The sequence below is a fragment of the Paracoccus yibinensis genome (genome assembly GCF_030846195.1).
Lineage (GTDB): Bacteria > Pseudomonadota > Alphaproteobacteria > Rhodobacterales > Rhodobacteraceae > Paracoccus > Paracoccus yibinensis.
In genome coordinates this window covers 1-20,601 of the sequence record NZ_JAVCWH010000005.1, presented here as the reverse complement: position 1 = coordinate 20,601, position 20,601 = coordinate 1, and the positions used below count along the sequence as shown (strand labels likewise).

18 protein-coding genes and 1 pseudogene are annotated in these 20,601 nt (G+C 67.6%); 11 read left to right on the top strand and 8 right to left on the bottom strand.

Going from position 1 to position 20,601, the window contains the following annotated elements; all coding sequences use genetic code 11:
• Positions 1-18: 18 nt before the first annotated feature.
• From RAH32_RS12220 to RAH32_RS12200, 5 genes are all read left to right on the top strand, one after another.
• On the top strand, positions 19-1,962 hold the full coding sequence (locus tag RAH32_RS12220) for a SpvB/TcaC N-terminal domain-containing protein (RefSeq protein ID WP_306608222.1): 1,944 nt from the start codon (positions 19-21) through the stop codon (positions 1,960-1,962).
• Positions 1,959-9,620 (top strand): RHS repeat domain-containing protein, encoded by a 7,662-nt coding sequence (locus RAH32_RS12215; RefSeq protein ID WP_306608221.1) that lies wholly within the window; start codon positions 1,959-1,961, stop codon positions 9,618-9,620. Before RAH32_RS12220 ends, RAH32_RS12215 begins: the two co-directional genes overlap by 4 nt.
• Positions 9,621-10,387: 767 nt before the next feature.
• Positions 10,388-10,597 carry a hypothetical protein gene (locus tag RAH32_RS21675; RefSeq protein WP_306608220.1) on the top strand — a complete coding sequence of 70 codons (210 nt, stop codon included), beginning with the start codon at positions 10,388-10,390 and terminating at the stop codon, positions 10,595-10,597.
• A gap of 136 nt (positions 10,598-10,733) precedes the next feature.
• On the top strand, positions 10,734-10,985 hold the full coding sequence (locus tag RAH32_RS12205; protein WP_306608219.1) for a hypothetical protein: 252 nt from the start codon (positions 10,734-10,736) through the stop codon (positions 10,983-10,985).
• Positions 10,986-11,131: 146 nt separating this feature from the next.
• Positions 11,132-11,413, top strand: coding sequence for a hypothetical protein (locus RAH32_RS12200; protein WP_306608218.1), 282 nt, complete (start codon positions 11,132-11,134; stop codon positions 11,411-11,413).
• Here the strand turns inward: RAH32_RS12200 and RAH32_RS12195 are convergent.
• Both RAH32_RS12195 and RAH32_RS12190 read right to left on the bottom strand, forming a co-directional pair.
• Positions 11,400-11,672: a PIN domain-containing protein gene (locus RAH32_RS12195; RefSeq protein ID WP_306608217.1), complete on the bottom strand. Its 273-nt coding sequence runs from the start codon at positions 11,670-11,672 to the stop codon at positions 11,400-11,402. The two genes, RAH32_RS12200 and RAH32_RS12195, sit on opposite strands and share 14 nt — an antisense overlap.
• Positions 11,673-12,058: 386 nt before the next feature.
• A complete protein-coding gene (locus tag RAH32_RS12190) occupies positions 12,059-12,421 on the bottom strand; it encodes a DUF736 domain-containing protein (RefSeq protein WP_425589726.1) in 363 nt (120 codons plus the stop codon).
• A gap of 611 nt (positions 12,422-13,032) precedes the next feature.
• Here RAH32_RS12190 and RAH32_RS12185 point away from each other — a divergent pair.
• Together RAH32_RS12185 and RAH32_RS12180 are read left to right on the top strand one after the other, a co-directional pair.
• Positions 13,033-13,173: a hypothetical protein gene (locus tag RAH32_RS12185; RefSeq protein ID WP_306608216.1), complete on the top strand. Its 141-nt coding sequence runs from the start codon at positions 13,033-13,035 to the stop codon at positions 13,171-13,173.
• Positions 13,174-13,293: 120 nt separating this feature from the next.
• Positions 13,294-13,545, top strand: a complete 252-nt coding sequence (locus tag RAH32_RS12180) for a PIN domain-containing protein (RefSeq protein WP_306608215.1) — start codon at positions 13,294-13,296, stop codon at positions 13,543-13,545.
• Between the two features lie 118 nt (positions 13,546-13,663).
• Here the strand turns inward: RAH32_RS12180 and RAH32_RS21710 are convergent, their stop codons facing one another.
• From RAH32_RS21710 to RAH32_RS12165, 5 genes are all read right to left on the bottom strand, one after another.
• On the bottom strand, positions 13,664-13,831 hold the full coding sequence (locus RAH32_RS21710; protein ID WP_489681444.1) for a hypothetical protein: 168 nt from the start codon (positions 13,829-13,831) through the stop codon (positions 13,664-13,666).
• 150 nt (positions 13,832-13,981) lie between these two features.
• On the bottom strand, positions 13,982-14,182 hold the full coding sequence (locus RAH32_RS12175) for a hypothetical protein (protein WP_306608497.1): 201 nt from the start codon (positions 14,180-14,182) through the stop codon (positions 13,982-13,984).
• Between the two features lie 160 nt (positions 14,183-14,342).
• On the bottom strand, positions 14,343-14,486 hold the full coding sequence (locus tag RAH32_RS21670) for a DUF6915 family protein (RefSeq protein WP_425589728.1): 144 nt from the start codon (positions 14,484-14,486) through the stop codon (positions 14,343-14,345).
• 26 nt (positions 14,487-14,512) lie between these two features.
• The gene (locus RAH32_RS21665) at positions 14,513-15,037 is read right to left on the bottom strand and encodes a DUF6878 family protein (protein WP_425589725.1); all 525 of its coding nucleotides are present in this window, start codon (positions 15,035-15,037) and stop codon (positions 14,513-14,515) included.
• A gap of 207 nt (positions 15,038-15,244) precedes the next feature.
• Positions 15,245-15,919: a hypothetical protein gene (locus tag RAH32_RS12165; protein WP_306608214.1), complete on the bottom strand. Its 675-nt coding sequence runs from the start codon at positions 15,917-15,919 to the stop codon at positions 15,245-15,247.
• Positions 15,920-16,215: 296 nt separating this feature from the next.
• Between RAH32_RS12165 and RAH32_RS12160 the strand changes: the two genes are divergently transcribed.
• The 3 genes from RAH32_RS12160 to RAH32_RS12150 are packed head-to-tail and all read left to right on the top strand — an operon-like array spanning position 16,216 to position 19,861.
• Positions 16,216-16,692, top strand: a complete 477-nt coding sequence (locus tag RAH32_RS12160; RefSeq protein WP_306608213.1) for a putative pterin-binding protein — start codon at positions 16,216-16,218, stop codon at positions 16,690-16,692.
• Entirely contained in the window at positions 16,689-19,202 is a 2,514-nt protein-coding gene (locus tag RAH32_RS12155; RefSeq protein WP_306608212.1) for a hybrid sensor histidine kinase/response regulator, read from the top strand. Before RAH32_RS12160 ends, RAH32_RS12155 begins: the two co-directional genes overlap by 4 nt.
• A 59-nt stretch (positions 19,203-19,261) precedes the next feature.
• Positions 19,262-19,861, top strand: a complete 600-nt coding sequence (locus RAH32_RS12150) for a response regulator (RefSeq protein ID WP_306608211.1) — start codon at positions 19,262-19,264, stop codon at positions 19,859-19,861.
• A 248-nt stretch (positions 19,862-20,109) separates the two neighbouring features.
• Here RAH32_RS12150 and RAH32_RS12145 read toward each other — a convergent pair.
• A pseudogene (locus RAH32_RS12145) lies at positions 20,110-20,226 on the bottom strand (IS6 family transposase); the annotation flags it as partial.
• Between the two features lie 60 nt (positions 20,227-20,286).
• Between RAH32_RS12145 and RAH32_RS12140 the strand changes: the two are divergent.
• A partial coding sequence (locus tag RAH32_RS12140) for a transposase (protein WP_306608210.1) occupies positions 20,287-20,601 on the top strand: 315 nt, incomplete at its 3' end.

Here is a 20,601-nt window from a genome sequence, read left to right as displayed (position 1 = left end):
TCAAGGCGATGTCGTGCCATGCGATCTGGAATTGCCCTCGATTGGTGGAGAAAGCGGCGCGCGGGCAGCGTCCTGGCGCAGGCGCTGTTATGCGCTATGCTGGGGGCGGGCCTTGCCCTGCCCGCCGATGCGCGCAGCCTGACCGGCGGCGACCTGGTGTCGCGCCCGGTCCCGACCGACCTGTCGGGAAGCGGCCTTTTGCCGGTGCCGCGGGGGTCCGATCCCGTCAACGGCTCGCAGCCCGGCACCGCCGGGGTGAACCTGTTCCGGGGCGATTTCACGCCCAGCCTGCCGCTTGCCGTCCTGCCCGCCCGGGGCGGGTTGGCACCCGAACTGGCCCTGGTCTATTCCGCGCAGCGCGGCGATTCACCCGTCGGGTCGGGCTGGCAATGGGGCTTCATGTCCACGGTCGAACGCCGGGCCGCAGGCGGCGGCACGCCGGACATGCATGGCGTCATCGACGATCCCAGCGAGGCGTTCGAGTTCCGTATCGACGGCGCGCTGCTGGTGCCCGGCCCGGACGGCGATGGCACATACCGGTCCGAACACGACGCCTTCACCGTCTATGAACCGAAGGTCAGCTGGTTCTTCGTCAATCGCATCATCGCCTGGGAAGTGCGGCGCGACGGCATCACGCGCATCTATGGATCCGATGCCGATGCCGGATTCTGCCAGGAGGGCGTCGAATACGTCACGGCCGATTGCACCGAACCGGTCCGCTGGTATCTGACCCGCATCGAGAATGCGCATGGCAACGCCATCGACATCGCCTATGACAGCTTCCGGCGCGGCACCGCGCCCCTGCCGGCGGGCACCCTGCTGGATACGCTGGAAACGCGCAGCCGGCGGCTGATGCGGGATCGTTACCCCGGCATCGCGGTGGCGGCCCCGGCCCGTTCGAAGGACGCCAATGTGGACCGCCTGGTTCGGGCCGCGCCCCTGGCGCCGCGCGTCCAGGCCGACCATCAGTTCCTGACCGAGGCCGAGCGGATCCTGCTGGGCAGCGACAGCCGCAAGCTGCTGCCGGTCAGGATCAGCTATAACGGCGGCAGCCATGTCATCGACATCGTCTATGAAACCCGCCCCGACCTGCGCACGGAACGCCAGGACGGGGTGGAACGCACCCTGTTCAAGCGCGTGGCCCGCGTCGATGTGAAGGCGATCCGCGACGATGGCGACCACCTGGCCTTCCGCTATGTGTTCGACTATGGCCAGGCGCTGTCCGACGGGCGGTCGCTGCTGGCTTCGGTCCGGCAGGAGTCAGTCGAGGAAGGCGCGACCGAATCGGTGCTGCTGCAAGGCTTCGAATACGCCGACCGGGCGTTGTCATCCCTGGCCTGGGACGATTGGGAACCCCTGTCGGTGCAGGGGGAAACCCAGGTCCCCGCGCATTACGATTTTTCCGATGAGATGCAGGACAAGGCCTTTTCCAGCACCAGCATCCTGGTCAATGTCGATGCCGACGCCCGGCCCGACCTGATCGCGCTGAACACCGATTGCGAGGCATCCCCGCCCGAGCAGCCGCCGGATCCGCCTTCCAGCGGCGGCGGCGGTCGCGACCCCGACGGCGTCGGCATTGTCGAGGTGGACAAGGGCGTCGTGGACATCCCCCGGACCGCGCTGTCGCAATGCCTGTCCCATCACCGCGTCTTTCTGAACGAACCCGACGGCACGGGGCGAAGGTTTGTCCATGACGCCACCCGCAGCGCGCAACTGAACGACCGGCTGGGACCGTTGCAGCAGGTCGCGGGCAGCGTCGATTACCTGATCGTCGATCTGGACGGCGACGGCATCGCGGATCTGGTGACGGGCGATGTCGACAACGGCCGCAGCGACCTGGCGCGGGACCGGCGCTTCTACAAGGGCACCAAAATGGATGGGAGGGAACGGGCCAGGATCTGCCCTGGGCGTCGTCGCTGGGCCTTCACGATCCGTTCCGCGATCTGCAGCTGGCGGATGTGAATGCCGACGGCAAGCCGGATCTGGCGGGCGATACGGAATATTTCCTGAACAGCGGCGCGGCGCCGTTCTTTTCCTCTGCCCAGGCCAAGCCCTTGCAGGTCTATGGCCCGGATGAGGAGGCGAAATCCCTGCCCGCCGACCTGCCGCCCGCCAGCCCGCCCCCGGGCTGCATGGCGCGCGACGCGCCTGCGCGCTTTGCCCTGTCCGACCTGGGCGTGCATCGCGGCTTTTCGGACAATGCCTATCAGGGCACCGACGATCCAGGCGATGCGCTGTCGCCTGCCGCCTGGGTCTGGCGGCACACGACCTATGCGGACGCGAACAACGACGGCATCACCGACCGCGTGGTGGCCCTCAGCTGGCCCGAGGAAGCCGCCATCGCACTTGACCTGGGCACCGACACCCCGTTGTGGCAGGACGCCCGAGGGCGCTGCGGCGGCATCAACCGGGTTTATCTGGGCAATGGCCGGGGGCAGTTCTTCCAGGGCGACCTGTCCATCGGCGGGCTTTACGACTGGTATGGCGGCCCGCGCGCGCGGGATTTCGGCCTGAATGCGGTGCAGACCGCGCCCGCCGTGACCTTTGAATACACCCCGCCCGTCAATCACCAGACGCTTGCCGATTTCGACGGCGACGGACGGGCCGAGATGATGCAGATCTGCGGCAGCGGATGGGCCAATGCGATCCCCGACAGGAACAGCGACGAAACCGGCCACGGCCTGCGCGAGGATTCCACCACCTGTCCCGCCGGCAGCGTCGAGTTGCCCGCCATGTGGAACGGCCAGTCGGCATCCCTGCCGCCCTGGGCCGGGATGCGCGACGACGCCGTGCTGGGGGGGTATTTCGATGTCGACGGCAACGGCCTGGCCGATGTCTTCGTCGCGGCCAATCCGAAGAATCCCGCCGATCCCGCCACGGCGGGCGGCGACCTGCCGCAGTGGCGCCAAAGCACGCTTGCCGTCCCGCAGGGCCGGTTGACGGCGATCATCGGTCCCTATGGCGGCCGCACCGAGTTGCATTGGAGCGTCGTGGCCGAGGGCGGGCAGGGGGGTGCGGGCCTGCTGCCGGTCATCGGCTCCATCGAGGGGATGAACGGGCGCACCGATTTCCGCTTCACCGCGCCCACCTTCATCGGCGGCCGCCTTGCCGGGTTCCAGACGGCCGAGGCCTGGGGCACGTCCGGCATCGTCCAGGTCACGGAATTCGTCACCGACAACCGCCGCCTGGGCGCCATCGCGCATCAGGCGGAATACGACCAGGACGGCACGCTGCACAGCTTGGTGGTGCATCTGGACCGTGCGCAGGCGCAGCGGGTCGCGCTTGATCCGGTGGCGCCGTTCTTCAACCCCGTCCATCGCACCTGTTCCTTCGATTTCGAAGCCGACGCGGGCGAAGATGACCCGCAAGGCTTCATCGACGAATGCGCGAATTTCGACGGCAGCGAAGGGCCGCGCGGGCTGCTGGACAGCGTGACCAGCGACCGTCAGGCCGACACGGCGCGCCGGCCGCTGCAATCGCGGCAGCGGGCGGCACCGGCGGGGAAGTTGCCGCCAGTTGGCCTTGCGGATGGCGGCGATATCCTGGCCCGAACCGCCGATGGCAGGGTGCTTCAGGGGCAGGTCGACGACATCGACGATGCCGCCCCCCTGTTCGCCACGAACAACCGCCTGCGCGTAACGGAATTTGCATGGGACGACCTGGCGGGCGTGCTGCTGGAAGAACGGGCCTTGAACGATGTCACCACGACCCGGGATTCGACGGTCACGACCTTTTCCTATCACCCCTGGAACGACGCCCTGGCCACCCGGCGGCTGCATACGCGGAAAACCGTGGACGTGGCGGCGGACAGCGCCCGGGCTGACCCGGACGCGCCGATCCCGGTCCATCTGCCGCAAATCCGCAGGTTCTTCGAATATCCCCTGGCGGATTATGCCGGAACCGACTGGGGCCGAGAGATCCAGCGCACCGGCGGGGGCCTGCTGCCCACGGTGGACCGCAGCCGGTCGCGCAGCCGGACCTTTTCCGACGGCGCCATCACCCGCGAAACCGAATGGGGAGAGGTCCGGGCCGTATCCTTCCTGATCGACCATTGCGGCCAGGTGTCCCGCCGCAGCACCCCCCTGGGGTGGGAGGAGGTCGAGCGCGACCCCATCTGCCGCGAGATCCGGCGCGAAACCGTCCATGGCAGGCAGGAACTGTCCAGCCATGACGGGTTGGGCCGCCTGCGCAGCCAGATCATCGACAGCCTGCTGCCCGGACCCGATCCGGCGCGCCAGTCCACCTTGCGGCTGGATTACCATCCACAGGCGGGGCTGTCCCGGCCGGTTGCGGTCCAGATCCGCAGCGGCGCCAGCGGTCCGCAGACGGTGACAAAGACCTATGTGGACGAATTCGGGCGGTCCTGGAAACAGGTCGTCTGCGAACGCAGGGCCGGGGCGCCCGACACCTGGACCACCAGCCTGGACCAGGCCTATCCCTGCGCGGATCCTGCCCGCACGGCGACCACCGTCACCCTTTACGACGCCCTGTCGGGGCTGGAGGGATTCACCAGCCTGCCCTTTGGCCCCGAAGGCCAGGCGACCCTGGGCGGCACCGCCACGCATTCCGGTCTGGTCCCCGCCGTGGCCCTGGATAGCGTGCCGGGCACGCGGACGCGGCACGACCGTTTTGGCCGGTTGCGCGAACAGGTGCTGCCGGACGGGCGGCTGGTCAGCCATTCCTACGACCTGGGGCGGGAAACCACGACGGGCGACGGGCTGACCATCGACCTGCTGCGCCGGGGCACGGTCACCACGCTGCTGCGCAACGGCGTGCTGATGAACAGCGCGCGCCTGAATGCCTTTGGCGAACAGGTCGAGGAAACCGACGCGCTTGGCAACATCACCACCCATGGCTTCGATCCCTGGGGGCGGCGCGTGTCCACCACCCTGCCGGAAGCCGAGGTCTGGGACACATGCCAGGGCCCGCCGATCCGCAAGCGCGCCACGGAACGCGCGACCTTTTCCGACACGGACGAGGTGCTGACGATCACCGACGCCTTGGGCAACCGCGTCACCAAGAAGTATGACGCCCATGGCCGCCTGACCGAAATCCGGGGACCGGATGGCGTGGTGCAGGAACAGCGCGTTTATGACGACGGTTTCGGCGCCTTGCTTCCCGATGACCTTCTGGAACCGTTCGGGGACCGGCCGGGCGGGGTGACGATCCCCGGCAGGATGCTGCAGATCGCGGTCCGGCCACGTTCGGTGCAGACGCTGGACGGCATGGGCAATGCCTATACCGTCTGGATCGACGCGCTTGACCGGCCGTTTCGCCAGCAGGCCCCCGACGGCACCGAAAGCCTGGCCGAATTCGACGACCGGGGCCGGGAATCGCGCCGCACCACCCCCACCGGCGAAACCGTCACTATGGGCTATGACTGGCTGGACCGCCCGGTCCGGCTGGATGTGGACTCTGGCGCCGGGATCGCCACGGAAAGGCGCGAATACGACCTGCGCGGCAATCTGGTCCGAACCACCGATGCCGACGGCGAGGTGCGGCAGCGCAGCTTTGACGCGATGAACCGCCTGCTGGCCGAAACCATCGGCGATCCGGCCCGCCGCACGCCCCTGACGATTGCGCGCCACGAATACGACGGCAATGGCCGGATCGCGGAATCCACCGTGAACGGCCTCCGCACCGCCTTCCGGTATGATGACGCAGGGCGGCTGGTGCGCAAGCTGATCGGCCATGACCCGGCTGCCCGCCCCGCCGCGCTGCTGACCGAGACCCTGACCTATTCGCCGCGGGACGAGGTCGAGACGACCGCCGACCGGCGCGGCCAGGGGATACGGTCGATTTACGACGAACGCGGGCGCGTGGTCGCGCGCGAGACGCTGTTCGACGGCGCGGTGCTGGCGCGGACCCAGGCGGGTTACGACCAGATGGGCCGGCTGGTCCGCAGCGTGGACGAGGCGGGCGATGTCACCTGCCACGAATACGACGCCTATGGCCGCGTGGTGGCGACGACCCCGCCGGGACTGGGCACCCGCAGGATCGACTACACCCGCGACGCGCCCCATCCCGTGACCGGTCAGCCCACCGGCAGCCTGCGCACCCGCGTCACCGCGCCCACGGGCGAGACCATCGACAGCTATGTCGATGCGATGGCGCGGGCCTGGCTGACGGGGAACGCGGCCTCGGGGTATCAGCAGAACAGCTTTGCCGACGGGCGCATGGTCCGCTCCGAACGCATCGGCCTGGACGGCGTGACGGCGGCGGTCAAGCGTTACGATTATGCCGACAGGTCAACCCGCATCGCCCGCGAATGGGACTGGATGGATCCGGGGTCCGAGTCCGCCTGCCTGGCCGATCCGGCCGCCTGCGCCACGGGGTCGGTCAGCTTTGCCCATACCCCCGGTGGACGCCAGCTTGCCCAGACCGACGCGGCGGGCAATGCCACGCTGTCGCATTACGCCGATGACGGCACCATGCTGCTGTCCCGGATCGACGCGGCGGGCGTCACGCAGATCCGGTTCGAATACGACCCGGCCTTTCCGGTGGTGGTGGCCAAGGAACGCGGCCCGTCGGCCAGCGCCATCCGCAGCGACTTTACCCTGGACCGATACCTGCGCCCGGCCCGGACCGAGATCACGCAGGCTGGCAGCGACCGGCGGGAACGGCTGGATTATGCCTATGACGCGTCGGGGCATCGGACCGGCGCGACCCTGCGGCGCAACGGCCGGGTGGAATCCAGGGTCGAATGGACCCATGACGATTTCGGCCGCACCCGGACCAGGACGGTCACGGCGGCGGGGGCGCCCGCGCTGTCCACCGGAACCTCGCATCGGCTGGAATGGGATTATACGCCGACCGGCAGGCTGGGGCTGGTGACTTATCCGTCGGGCAACCGGGTCAGTTATCGCTATGACGGAAACGGCCATCTGGAACGGATCGACCTGGGTTTCGGCCCGCGCTCTACGCCGATCGCCACCTTCGGCAAGCCCGATCCCAGCGGGCGTTACCTGTCGGTGGACATCGCGGGCGGCGTCAGCATCGGCCACAGCTATCGGGCGGGGCGGGAACGGACGCGGACTGTCCAGGCGGGCACGGGGGGGTTCGCGGAAACCTATCGCTATGACCCGCTTGGGCGGTTGCAGGCTACGGACCGCCGCGCCGGGGGCACGGATGTCCAGACCATCGCCCTGGATTATGATGCGCGCGACCTGCTGACGGGGGAAACCGCCACCGGCGGCGCCGGCCCGCGCAGCTACCGCTACGCCTTCGACACGCTTGGGCGGCGCATATCCAAGGTGACGGAATCCTCCGCAGGCGCGGCCAGGCAGCTTTATGATTATGCGCCGGGCAATCGCCTGTCGCGCGTGACCGGCGATGCCGAGGCGGAAATCACCTGGGACGCTTACGGGCGCCCCGTGAACGATCACCGCGGCCTGGCCTTCGACTGGGGCCTGGGCGACCAGCTGCGCGCGATCCTGCTGCCGGATGGCCAGCGAGAGGAGATGCTGTTCGACGCCGACGGCCAACGCATCGCCCGCAGCACCGGGGACGGGACCGACCTGTTCTATGCCAGCGACCTGCCGGGCGAGGTTTATTCGCAGCGGCGCGCGGACGGCAGTTACCTGGACATCGTGCGCGACGCCAACGGGGGCGTGGTGGCGCTGCTGGACGGAGACGGCGCGATCATCCCCTGGGCCGTGGCCAAGGGCGATGCCGCCACCCTGGCGGGCGATGCCCTGTCCGCCTTTGGCGAGGGGGCGCCTGCATCGGTGGACTTCGGCTTCCACCAGATGTGGTCAAGCGCGCTGACGCCGCTGCGCTTTGCCGGGGTGCGCGTCTATGACGCCGAAACGGGGCGGTTCCTCACGCCCGATCCGCTGGGGGTCACGGCGGCCAGCGATCCCAACGACGCCATCGACCCGTTCCGCTATGCCCACAACAACCCCGCCGCGCTGCGCGATTCCACCGGCTATCTGGGCATCACGCCGCCCGATCCCACCACGATCATCGTCGACGGGATCGCGATCGAGACCTTCAACGTTGAGGCCTGGGACAACGGCACGATCCGCGTCGCCAACCAAGCGGCCTATGTCGCCGGGGTGCGGGCCGGGATCAAGGCGGGCCTGTCCCGGGGCTGGACCCTGGATGAATCGGTCCAATACGCCATCGGCAACGGTCCCCCCGAACGGGCGGGCAGTTCCCTGGGCATAGCTGGCGGATTGACGTTCCTGGATCTTGGCCGCCCGATCGACCTTTTCCTGCCGCTGTTCGGCAAGGCCCAGGGCAGCGCGCAGAGCTTCAGGACCGAGGATGACCAGGGCACCCATGCCGAGGCGGCCGAGGATGCCAAGCGGCAGGCCCAGGGCGGCGGGCCGTCGCAGGGGCAGATCGGATTCGACGAAAACGGCGTGATCACCGGCGCGGTGTCGGGCGGGGATCCGACCTCCAGCAACTTCTGGCTGCGGGTCGACGGGCCGAACGGGCCGGATGTGGTCGGCGCCACCAGCCGCGAGACGCTGAAGAACTTTTTCGCGGCCAATCCAGAATACAGCCCGGCCAGCGATATCTTCAGCGGCGGCGACGTGGAAACCATCAGCGTATCCCCCGCGCCCGACACGCGCAGCCCGTTCATCCGGGGCGTTTCGGCCTATTGGGGCATTCGCACCGGGGTCGTGAAGGCTGCGGGCGGGGCGGTCGTGGAATCCTGGAATTTCCTGGTCCACGACAATCTCGGTGCCTGGGCCGCAATGGCGAAATGCTCTTGGGGCTATTCCTGCGGCTTTGTCCCGAAAAGCGGCTTCGCCGCATCGACCGACGCCTATATGGCGCAAGGCCACAGCTATCCGGGCGCCGTCTTCATGACGATGTCGGACGGCATGTTCTATGGCACCCTGGGCGCGGCCGAACAGATCGTCCTGGGCAGCGCGGACGGTGACTGGGAACGCGTGGGCGAGAACCTGTTCGCCCTGGGCGTCACGGTGGGTGGCGCTGCGGTCGGCGGCGCCCTGGAAGGGATGGCCGCCCCCACGACCCGCGCAGGGCTGCTGGGCGGCATTGTCCCCGACGCCTCTGACGCCGGCATGATGCTGATGGCGCGTGCCCGCGCCCCCGCGACCGCGGCTGAAAGAGCCTTGGTCGAAACCTCGCTTGACCTGCCGCTGATCATGCGGGACGCGTCCGGCACCCCGCGCGGCGTGTTCTTTGGCCAGGAACGATACCGCCACATGGCCAAGGTCAGGAACTGGATGGATGACGGCGTGCTGGCGGATTCGCTGCATATCGGCGGTTTTCACGGCAACGACGATCTGGCCGGATTTACCATGCAGATCAACGGGCAGCGGTATCTGATCAGCCCGCAGCAGCTTGCAGGCGCGGTGGAACGGGCGGTGCCGGGCACACGGTTCACCTATGACCACCTGCTGACCTGCTGCGGGGCCGCCGAAGGTGGTGCAGGCGGTGTCTTCACCAGGCTGCGAAACCGTCCTGTTCTCAGCTATAACATCCTGGTCACCATCAACAAATATGGACGCTACATCAGCCTGGAAGAAGGCTTTCCGCCCTTCCGCATCCAGCGCATGATCGAACTGGACCCGCTGACCGGGCAGGGGGTGCGCGCCCATCCGTTCCAGGGAATGAGCCAGACCGGCAGTCCGGTCCCATAGCGGTGAGGGCCTGCCCGCCACCCCGGCGTGAAGAGGGAGCGATCGACACATCCGGCGCCCCGATCGAGGCTCATGGATCGGCAGGGATGCCGGGGCAGGGGCGCCAATACCCGGGCGATCTGCGCCGTGACCGGCTTGGTGCGCTTTGCCTCGTTCCTCAACGCCACCAGGAAGCGGCTGCTGCGCAGGTCATGGTGGCGCCATCGGGCGGAGCCGTCTTTCTGCCAAAACAGCGCCACTTCGTTCGACAGGCTTGCGCCGCGCCATCGGGCGCGACGGATTTGTCCCATCCCAGTGCCCGAACTGCCTTGCACTGCGCGATGACCTCGGGGCGGAACAGGATGCCGAGTTCCGGCGCGAACTTCGGCGGCGGTCGCTGGCGCAGCCGGTAACCCGGCGGCCGCAGGGCAGGTGACGCCGCAGCTTAGCCTAGCGACCTTCCTGGGAATAGATGTGGCAACACATGGTTTCCTGGCAGGCCCGACGCGGAGCGTTCTCGTAGCGCATCCGGCCGGTGATCTGCTCCGGCGTCCGGCCGGACCTCGGACAGGGCCAAGTCCGCGCGCCACCTTTTCGGGGCCCAGCTCATATGCCGCCAGGGTTCGGTCTTGCGGCGCTCGGAAAGGGACAGGTGAGAGAACCGAACCTTCATTCCGTCTTCGTTTATGGCTCAACCCATTGCTGGTCACAGAAAGCCGGATGTCAGGACAGCGCCTCCCCCGGCTACAAACTCAGATGCTATCTATGCAATCGTCAGGGAAATCCCTTTGTCTCGGCCGGAAGCGGGATCCGGCGATGCGCGGACCCGGCGAAGCTGGAGGCCCTCGGCGGGATCGGGAATCGCCCGGCCGTCCATCAGCGCCGCGAAGGCATCCTGCGGCGTGATCGTCGCACTGCCGGTGGTCGTCGCGCTTGCGGTGGCAGCCCAGGCCGGCGAGACCTTGCGGCCGATGATGCGCTCGCCCGCCTCCGTCTGAGCCGGTAGGCACGGGTCGAATCGTCCGGCAACCGCTTCCAGATCGGCAGCAAGAGGCCCGTCACCATATGCAGGGTGCCGTCAGCAAACTCCGGCACCTCCGCAAGCCCGGCCTTCCAGCGTGAGGGGAAACCGTTATGGTCCGCCCCGGTGTGCGGGTGGGTATGGATCACCTGCCGGTCGGTGACGGCGAAGCTTTCGGCGCCGTTCCCCGGCTTGCGCAGGATACAGCGCGAGCGCCTCGTCGCCTCGGTCACGATATCCGTACCGAAATGCTGGATGATCTGGTCGAGGGTGCCGGGCACGGGGGGCAGGCCGGCAAGGCTGGCGCGATCGCCGCCGCTGTCGCTGCGGCGAAGCCGAGCGGGATCGGTGTGGGGAACTGCTGATAGGTCTGGAGTCCTCGGAGTGGCGGGTCTGCGTCGGCACCCTGCTGTATCGGCGCAGGAAAAGCACGATCGCGACCTCGCAGGCGTCATAGGCGGTCTTCCCGTTCCAGGCCGCGGCAGCATCGGAGCTGCCAAAGGCCGCCTCCATGGCACCGCGCAGGATGGCGGCATCGATCCGCTGGCGGCCTTCGAGATGGGGCAGCAGGAGACCGGCGGCGGCAGGGACGGTCGTCGCCGTCGCGGCATTGGAACCCAGGATCGCAGGCCAGCGGGACAGCCTGCGCCGCGGCAGTCTTCAGGCGCCGCTCTCACGGAACGGATTGACGATCCGCAAGCGGTCCTCGACCAGCAGGCTGTGGTGCAGATCCTTGGAATACAGCCGCTCGCAGCCGCTGACCAGGGCGGCTGCGACAATCAGCGCATCGTAAACCCGTACCGCGCGCCAAGCGCCCGACCGACATCGTGGACGGAAAGGGACAGGTCGGTCACCCGGCACGCCGCACGGATCCCGGACAGAAACTCGCCTGCCTTCTGCCAGGACATGCCGGCCTTGCGGATGCAGTTGACCAGCACCTCGTTCAGGACTTGGGTGCTGATCGTGCCCCCGCCCGCCATCAGGGCCGCGGCCCGGTCCGCCTTGTCGCTGTCATCGAGCAGATAAAGGACGATGTTGCTGTCGATTGACACGCGACAGTCAGGGCTGTCGACTTTGCAGGCGGACGGACGGGCACTTTTCTTGATGCAGACGCCGTGATCTTTACCAGCCTTTTATCGTTCCCGGTCATAGTGGCTGAATGGAACTCTTCAGAACACTTCAGACATCAGAACCCCGGATCACCAAGGGATCACGTGAGGTTCTTTATTGCTGGCCAGGCACCTTGGCGGTGATCGTCCGCAAGGACCGGACCCTCGGTCCGTTCTCTGCCATGGGGCCGTGGTCCCATGCCGATGTATCTCACGCGATGACGGATTATCTCCGCGCCGCGCCCCGGGACGCCTGAGGCGGTCTGGGTTTGCGCAGCCATACGGAAGAAGGCGCAAGCCTGTCGGCTTGGACCCTTGGTTCCTTTGGTTCAGTCGCCCCGGCGAGTGGCGTGGGACCAGATCAGCAAGTGGCCCCCGCCCTCGCCGTCTTCGTCTGCGATGAGGTTGGCGTGGATCGGCGCGGTGAAGCTCGGATCGTCTATCTTGAGGTCCAGGTAGCCGCGGCCCTCGGTCGAGCGCCTGGACCAGGCGGCGCCGATCTCGGCGCGGCCGACCAGGATGCGGTGGCTGGGGGCGTTCTCGCCCGAGGCGCGGAGGTCGGGGACGATGCGCACGCCGCGGGCCTGCACGCCCAGGGTGACGATGTCGCCGGTATATTCGTCGGCGGCGGTTTTCTTGAAGGCGCCGATGGTGGCCATGGCCTGTCTCCGTTGCTTTGGGTCCAGCCGCACCACTACGGCCTTGATGGCGATCGCCCGATCGAGGACGCGGGCCGGCGCACCCCCGCGTCCCGCGGGGGCCTGACGGCAGAGGAGGAACCTTCTTGCCGCGCAAGGAATGACGGCCGCCTGCGGCCGGCAGGGGAAGAAGGTTGCGACAGCGCCGTTGCGCCCAGGCCCGCGAAGCGCAGCCGGTCTTCGGCCAGATCAGGCCATGCACGAGGCCCAGGGTGCGGTTGAGGCAAAAGGAACAAGGAGGCAGGGGGCTGCTCCAGGATCCGTGAGAAAGCGCGTCATGGTCATTACCGCGGTTGATCCTGTCGCCTGACGCAGTTGGGCGCTGTCGGACGCCGTGTCGCTTCGTTCCTGTCTCCGCCCGCCCGCCACGAGGTCATGGGCGGCCTTGACATGGCGCCTCAGGGTCTTGCGCGCGCGAGCAGGAATTACGAAGCCTCGCAACGACCCGAAAGGCGCGGCCCTGCTCACCGTGCGCCTGGAGATGAGAAGCGAGGAACAGGCAACCGCCATGGTCCCGATCCTGCGCCGGGCATTCAGGGCCGGAGCGGCGCGCCAGGGATGCCGGCACGCGGCTGATCGTCGAGGACACCTCGGAGGGCGTCCTCTTGCGGCCTGCGCCTGCCTTTGCGCCGACCCGGTCGGAAACCGTGTTCGGGATGCTGGCTCATGCAGGCGCGCCGAAAACGCTTGAGGAGATGGAGGCCGGGGTTCTGGCCGAGGCCCGCAGGCGTCATGGTCGCGATTGATACCAACATCCTTGTCCGTTACCTGACCGGCGATCACCCCCAGCAAGCGGCCCGGGCGCGCGAGATCGTGGACGGTAGCCAGTGTTCGTGCCGGTGACGGTGGTGCTGGAAACGGAATGAGTGCTGCGCAGCGCCTATGGCCACAAGCCCGCTGAAGTCGCGCGGGCCTTGCGCGCCTTTGGTGGCCTGCCCCAGGTCACGGTCGAGGATGCAGCCACGATTGCCGGCGCCCTGGATCTGGCCGAGCGGGGAATGGACTTCGCCGATGCGCTGCATCTCGGCCGTTCGGCGGACCACGACGTGTTTCTGACTTTCGACCGCCGGTTCGTGAAAGCGGCGCAGGCTGCCGGGATCGACACTGTCCGTGGCTGACCTCGGCGCGGAACTGATAGACATTGCGCCGCTGGATCTCCTGCACGGTGCCGGCGTTCCGGTGCAGCTCCCCGTCCTGCGGGGCATGGGCGCGACTATCGTGAACCGTGCCGCCGCGTTAGGTGTAGAATCCTTCCCAGCAGGCGCCGTCACCCTGAAACCAGAAGCCGCTGAACCAGATGCAGGGGATGCGGCACAGCGTGTGATGACCATTTCGGGGTCGCCGTGTCGTCGTCGCGGATCCAGAGCCAGGTGCCGCTGTCGTCGGGATGGACCGAGACCACAAAGCCCCGCTCGGCCTCGGGATCCCAGTCGCCGCCCCCGTCAGAGCCGGGCCACGGGACAGGGTGTGCAGAGCGATGAGGAGGAAGGCGCCGGTGGATGGATGCGGGCGTCGTCGAATACGATGTCGGCGATAGCCTGGGAGCGGTGTCGGTCAGGCGGTCGATATAAGCGATGTGCCTTCCCGACGATCACCGGGATCCATATGTCCGGGAAAGGCCGACGACACCAGGGCGAGCAGGGCGGCAGCCTTGGCCGGCTCGATGGCCTCGGCATCGGCATCGGTATCCGCCTCGATCGTAAGGCCCTCGAAGGCCCGCAGCCAGAACCCGATCCTGACGATATACTGGCTCATGGCGCGATGCTTTTGGCTGGGTCGCCCGGGCCGGGGACGCGATCCAGGTCGGCTCGGTCCTTTCGTTTCGACCCGTCCAGGGCTCCGGGCGGATCGGCCCGGCCCAGTCGGCAAAGCTCGGGAGGTGGCCCCGATCCTCGCGGACATGCTGCTCGCCCACTCACCGCGTCGGGATTTGCCACTCCAGGGTGATCGTGACGCCAAGGAACGTCTGGGCCATGAAGATGCCCTCGGCGTGGTGGCGCAACGCCCGTTGCCGGAAGTCGGCCGTGATCGCCTTGCTGGCGTCGAACCAGGCGTGAATGGCAGGAAATCCTCGACGCTGCCGCCCTATTTGCGCGGCGAGGACAGCGCATGATGACAGGATGTGCCATCAGGGCCTCCGTCAGAACCTGCGGGTGAGAGTTCGGTGGCGGTGTAGCGCTTGTTGTGATCAGGCGTGATCATGCGCGCCGCCGCGTCGAAGACGAACTCGCCAAAGGCGCCGTCGTTGTTTTCCCAGCCGGGATGGCTTTGCTGAAGCAGGTCATGGCAAAGCTGCTCGATGGCGGCCGCGAGGTTCACCCGCGCTGGACACGGCCTCCGAGTTCCATTCGGCCGACATCTGGGCGACCTGGCCCGCGGGAAGATCGGCGATCGCGTCGCCGCGCTGCGCGGTGACATCCTTGATCTGGCCGCTGCCGCCGTACCGTCGAACGTCACGGTGACGGTGCCGGCTGCGGCCAAGGCATCGAACAACAGGGCCTTGTTGGCCGGGCGCATGGCGGCTTTGCGCTGTTCGCGCGCCTCGTATTCGCCAAGCGCGCGGCGATGCTCGCGGCACTGTCTGAGGCTGCCGCAGCGGCCTGCCGGCAAGGAGATCGTTCCGGGTCATGGGTCTGTCTTCTGAGAGAGGAAGGGGGCCAAGCCGGGCGGTATTCTCTCTTTGGCCGGTCCGGCTCGCCCCTCACCGCGCGCCTCTCCCTTTTGCTGGCAGGAGCTGCCCGCTCTCAGCGCGCGGCTTGGGTGGCTCGGCCCTCCTCCTCATCCGATGCGCTGTCCCGACCGGGATTTCGCCCGAAATCAGCGCAGGGCCGCCCTTTCGGACAGGGCGGCCGCACCCAGCTGCCCCAGGATCGCATCGAGGCAGCTTGCCGCGCGGTCGTCCGCATCCCCCGCCGGGGCGGGCAGGGGGCTGTCCGTGCGAGACTGTGCCGCGGCGTCAAGCGCGCCCGAGGCATGGCACAGGCCGAAGCCCATGCCCGATCTTTCGCCCGACGCAGCCTCGATCGCGGGGATCAGGATGCTGCGGGTCAGGTCGGGCAGGATGTCCGCCTGCTGCACGACGACATGAAAATCCCCCTTCAGGGCAATGGCGGCGCCGATGGTCCGCCCGATGGCCTTCAGCGCATGGGTATCCTCCTGCCCCAGGAAATCCGTCCCGGGACCTTGGCAGATGAAGGTCACGCCGCTTTCCAGCACGGCGGCGAAGATGTCGTCGATGACCATCAGGTTCCCCCGGGCCTGCCCGGCCCGCAGGACGGCCATGGCGGCGGTGTCGATCCCCAGGGCGATGCGCTGCGCCAGCGTCTCGACCTTGTCGATATCGCTGTCCGCGCAGATCACGCGAAACCCGGCGCGCAGCAGCGCAGCGGCCTGAAAGACCGTCCGGCCGTCGATTCCAAGGATCGAGATCACCGGCTGCGCAACGCCTGCATCGGCAGCGACCCGGGCGGTTCTGGCAACATCGGACATCATGACCATCACTCCATCTGCTGAATGACCGCCTTATGCCATGGGGGCCGCCTTTCGTCGTGGATCGGAAAGCATCAAGGGGCGGCGCGGAAGGCCATCACCCCCTATCCGAACGGCGCCATCCTATCCGAAGGAAGTAGATCTTCCCCGCGCTGGCCGGATCGCTGGCCGGATCCCTGGGGATGCTGAAACCTTTAGCCAGATTCCTATTCTTTCGCACAGGGTTCTGTTCCAAAGAGACACTGGGCCCCGCACCGTTCCGTGGCAGGATCACGCACCACCAAAAACAGGAGTGTGCAATGTTTCGTTCAACCCTTGTCGCCGCCCTTGGCCTGGCGGCGGCCCTGTCCGCGACCGTCGCGGCCGCCGGCGATGCGCCCTTGCTGACGGTCGTGGGGCCTTCCGGCGTGCAGACCTATGACCTGCCCGCGCTCGAAGCGTTTCCGATGGCCGAGTTTCAGACCTCGACGATCTGGACAAAGGGCAGCACGCGCTTCCAGGGCGTGCCGCTGAAGACGCTTCTGGATGCGGCGCGGATTTCCCAAGGCAGCGTCGTGGCCAAGGCGATCAACGACTATGCCGTCGAAATCCCCGTGGCCGAGGTCACGGCGGATTATCCGATCGTCGCCTATCGGATGGACGGGCAGGTGATGTCGGTGCGCGACAAGGGGCCGCTTTGGGTCATCTATCCCTTTGATGCCGACCCGGCCTTGCAGACCGAGGTGACCTATTCCCGCAGCATCTGGCAGCTTGACCGGCTGGCCGCCGGGCAATGAAGGGGGCGGGTGGCCGCAGGGGACTGGCCACGAACCTGGTCCCGGCCCTGTTCGCGCTGCTGGTCGGCGTGCTGGCGGTGGCCGCCTGGACCTTTCATGCCGACATCCGCCGCCAGATCGAGGACCTGGGCATCGCCAATTCCGACAGCACCCAATGGTTCCTGGCCCAGTCCGAGGTCGAGGCCCTGGCCCTGGAACGCGCGATCCTGCTGCTGCGCGCCGAACCCGGCGTCCCCGAACGGGCCGACGACGTGCGCAGGCGCTTCGACATTTTTTATTCGCGCGTCCAGACCCTGCGGACCGGCCAGGCCTTTGCCAACCTGCGCGCGCTTGACGGGGTGGCGCCGGTCCTGGACGACCTGCAGGCCAGGTTGGAGGCGACGGTCCCCCTGATCGACGGGGACGACGCGCCTCTGGTTGCGGCCCTGGACATGCTGGAAGCACGGTTTGGCGCCGCGCTGCCGCTGGTGCGGCAGGTGTCCCTGGCGGGCGTGCGGCAGTTCGCGGGCGAATCCGACGGGCGGCGCCAGCACGTCGTGCTGGCGCTGTTCCAGCTGTTGATGCTGGTGGTGCCGCTGTTTCTGGTGTTGGTCTGCACGACGGTGGTGCTGTTCGTGATGGGCCGCGCCGCGCGGGTGCAGACCGAAAGGATTGCCGCTGCGGGCGATCAGATGCGCTCGCTGTTCGATGCCTCGACCGATGCCATCCTGTTCGCCCGCCCCGACGGGCGGGTCCGCGGCTATAACAAGGCGGCGCGGCGGCTCTATGGATACGAGCCCGACGAGGTGATCGGGGGCGACCTGGTCGAACTGCTGACCCCGCCCGAACAGCGCGGCATGGCGCGCGCGCTTCTGGCCGGGGTGCAGCAGGGGCGCGCCCGGGGCGAGGGTGCCGGGGCCGGGGTTGGTGCCGGAGCCGAGGTCATCCAGTCCACCGCCCAGCACAAGTCGGGCCGGATCGTCCCGGTCGAGATGTCCTGGGCCATAGCCTCGGACCGGGCGGGCCCGCTGCTGGTCGCCTTTGTCAGGGACGTATCGCGCCGGGTGCAGCAGGAAGCCGAACTGACCTTGGCCCGCGACCGCGCCGTCGCGGGCGAAAAGGCCAAGGCCCGCATGATCGCCGTGATGAGCCACGAGATGCGCACGCCCCTGAACGGCATCCTGGGCACGCTGGATCTGCTGAAGCTGACCCCGCTGCAACCCGGCCAGCAGCAGTATCTGGCCGCGATGGAGCAATCGGGCCGGATGCTGCTGCGCCATGTGAACGACGTGCTGGACGCCTCGCGCGCGGCGGGCGGCGCCACGGCCGGGCCGCTGGATCCGGCAGCGATCGTGCGCGGCACGGTCGCGGGATTGCAGGCCCATGCCCAAGCCAGGGGAAATCGGATCACGGTCGATGTCACGGGCGATCACGACGGCCTTCTGTACGGCAACGCCACGCAGATCGAACAGATCCTGGTCAATCTGGTGGGCAACGCGATCAAGTTCACCGAAAACGGCCTGATCCAGGTCGAACTGGACCGCAGCGGCGGGCCGGGGCAGGTCGAACTGCGCGTCTCGGACAGCGGCATCGGCATCGCCGAGGAGGATCTGAGCCGCATCTTCGACGAATTCGTGACACTTTGCCCGACCTTCGACCGGACAGTCCCGGGCACTGGCCTGGGCCTGTCGATCGTGAAGACCCTGGTCGAGGCCATGCATGGCCGGATCGAGGTTGCCAGCGAACCCGGCCAGGGCACGGTCTTTTCCGTGACCTTCGACCTGCCGCCCGCAACCGGGCCGGTGCCGGTTCCCGCGCCGCCGGCCGCCGTGCCGACATCCGGTTCCCGCCGGGTTCTGGTCGTGGATGACAACGCCATCAACCGCCTGGTGGTCGGCGACATGCTGCGCCTTCACGGCTGCGAGGTGACCGAGGCCGAGGATGGTCTTTCCGGCTGCGGGCTGGCCGCCGCCCGTCCCTTCGACCTGATCCTGATGGACATCAGCATGCCGCGGCTCAACGGGGTCGAGGCGGCGCGCCGGATCCGCCAGTCCGGGCCGAACGCGGCCACGCCGATCATCGCCCTGACCGCCCATGCCATGCCCGAGGACATCGCGCGGTTCCGCGAGGCGGGGATGGAACGCGTCCTGGTCAAGCCGCTGCAGCTGGCAGATCTGACGGCGGTCCTTGCCGCGCGCCCCGCCCTTGCCGGACCTTCGCCATCGCTCGTCGCAGGGTCTTCCCGCCTGTCGCCCGATCTGATGGACAGGATCGTTTGCGAATTGCGATCGGGCGTCGGGGCGCTTGCGGGCGGTGCGGGCGACCGGGCCGCCCTTGCGCATCGTCTGGCGGGCAGCGCCGCCTTGGGCGGATTTTCCGGCCTTCATGGGGCGCTGGTCCGGCTGGAACAGGCGCTGCGCGGCGGCGCGGACAAGGGCGATACGGCCCGGCAGATCGCGGATCTGTCCCTGCAATTCGATCGATGCCTTGGAGCGGGCGGCCTGGAGCCGGCGGAAAATGCCGCGTCTTGAACACTTTGGAAACCAGCCTCTGCTAGCCTGGCCACGATTCGCCCAGAAAGGCGTGGCAGATGAAGATCCTGATTGCCGATGACCACAGCCTCGTGCGCGAGGCGATTTCCAGCTTCCTGCAGGCGGAAGGCGCCTTCGACGTGACCGAGGTTGACAGCCTCGAGGCGGCGCTGCAGGCCGTCCGGCAAGGCCCGGGCGGGTTCGATCTTGTGCTTCTGGATTACGACATGCCGGGCATGGACGGGTTGAAGGGGTTGGGACAAATGCGCGAGGCGGTTCCCGGCCGCCCGGTTGCCATCCTGACGGGCACGACCTCGGCCGCCCTTGCACGGCAGGCGCTGGATTCCGGGGCCTGCGGCTTTCTGCCCAAGACGCTCAGCGCGCGGGCCTTGGCGGCTGCGATCCACCTAATGCAGGCCGGTGGGGTCTTCGTGCCCTATGACCTGATGAAAACCACAGCGGCCGCACCCGGCGGAAACCTGACTCAGCGCGAGGCCGAGGTTCTGTCCGGCCTGCGACAAGGCAAGTCCAACAAGGAAATCGCCCGCGACCTGGACCTGCAGGAGGTGACGATCAAGCTGCACGTCAAGACCCTTTGCCGCAAGCTGGGTGCCAGGAACCGCACCCAGGCCGCCCTGATGGCCGTGACCGCCTCGTGAAGACCCCTTGTCGTTAGGCGCGGGATCGCGCCGTCGATGCCCGGATGACCTTGGGGAACCCTGCGCCGCGAAGCCGCAATCCCTTGATCGGAAAGGAGGCCTTTCATGACAGTTTAGGCTGATCTGTCGCAAATTTTGTCAGGTCGGTGATAAGAGGCTAGGACCGATTTGAGGACTGACGTCTTCGGAGGAGTGGCTCTGTCGCAAACCGCTGTAGCAGGTGCAGCTAGCGGCTGGCTTTCTCGGTTTCAGGCAGCCACCTGGCAGAACTGCTGAAAGGGACGCAGCCCGGGCCTGAACTGGCCCTTGCGGATCATGCTCATGGTCTCGATATCCGCAGTGGTCGAGGCGGCTGATGTGAAGGAGAGTGTCAGGTCTTCTGTGTATGAGTGATCCGGTCCATGCTTCACCGAAAGGAAGCATGCATGACGATCTCCAAGGAACTTCTGGATGAACTGCTGAAGGGTGTTGAGCGCCCTGAGGAGCTGCTCGGCGATGCCGGGCTGATGAAGGAACTGAAGATCCGGCTCATGGAGCGGATGCTGGGCGCGGAGCTGACCGCGCATCTGGGCTATGAGGAAGGCAAGGAAGCACCGCCCGGCCAGGCGAACCGGCGCAACGGCTCGTCGACGAAGGTGCTGAAGGGCCAGGACGGCGAACTGCCGGTGGCTGTGCCCCGTGACCGCGACAGCAGCTTCGAGCCGGAGCTGGTGAAGAAGGGCCAGACCCGCATTGATGGC

Excerpts from the sequence above, each read along its gene's own strand:
- RAH32_RS12220 (WP_306608222.1), top strand. The coding sequence starts at position 19 with ATGCGATCTGGAATTGCCCTCGATTGGTGGAGAAAGCGGCGCGCGGGC.
- RAH32_RS12205 (WP_306608219.1), top strand. The coding sequence starts at position 10,734 with ATGGTCCGCCCCGGTGTGCGGGTGGGTATGGATCACCTGCCGGTCGGT.
- RAH32_RS12200 (WP_306608218.1), top strand. The coding sequence starts at position 11,132 with ATGGCACCGCGCAGGATGGCGGCATCGATCCGCTGGCGGCCTTCGAGA.
- RAH32_RS12175 (WP_306608497.1), bottom strand. The coding sequence starts at position 14,182 with ATGAGCCAGTATATCGTCAGGATCGGGTTCTGGCTGCGGGCCTTCGAG.
- RAH32_RS12165 (WP_306608214.1), bottom strand. The coding sequence starts at position 15,919 with ATGATGTCCGATGTTGCCAGAACCGCCCGGGTCGCTGCCGATGCAGGC.
- RAH32_RS12160 (WP_306608213.1), top strand. The coding sequence starts at position 16,216 with ATGTTTCGTTCAACCCTTGTCGCCGCCCTTGGCCTGGCGGCGGCCCTG.
- RAH32_RS12155 (WP_306608212.1), top strand. The coding sequence starts at position 16,689 with ATGAAGGGGGCGGGTGGCCGCAGGGGACTGGCCACGAACCTGGTCCCG.
- RAH32_RS12150 (WP_306608211.1), top strand. The coding sequence starts at position 19,262 with ATGAAGATCCTGATTGCCGATGACCACAGCCTCGTGCGCGAGGCGATT.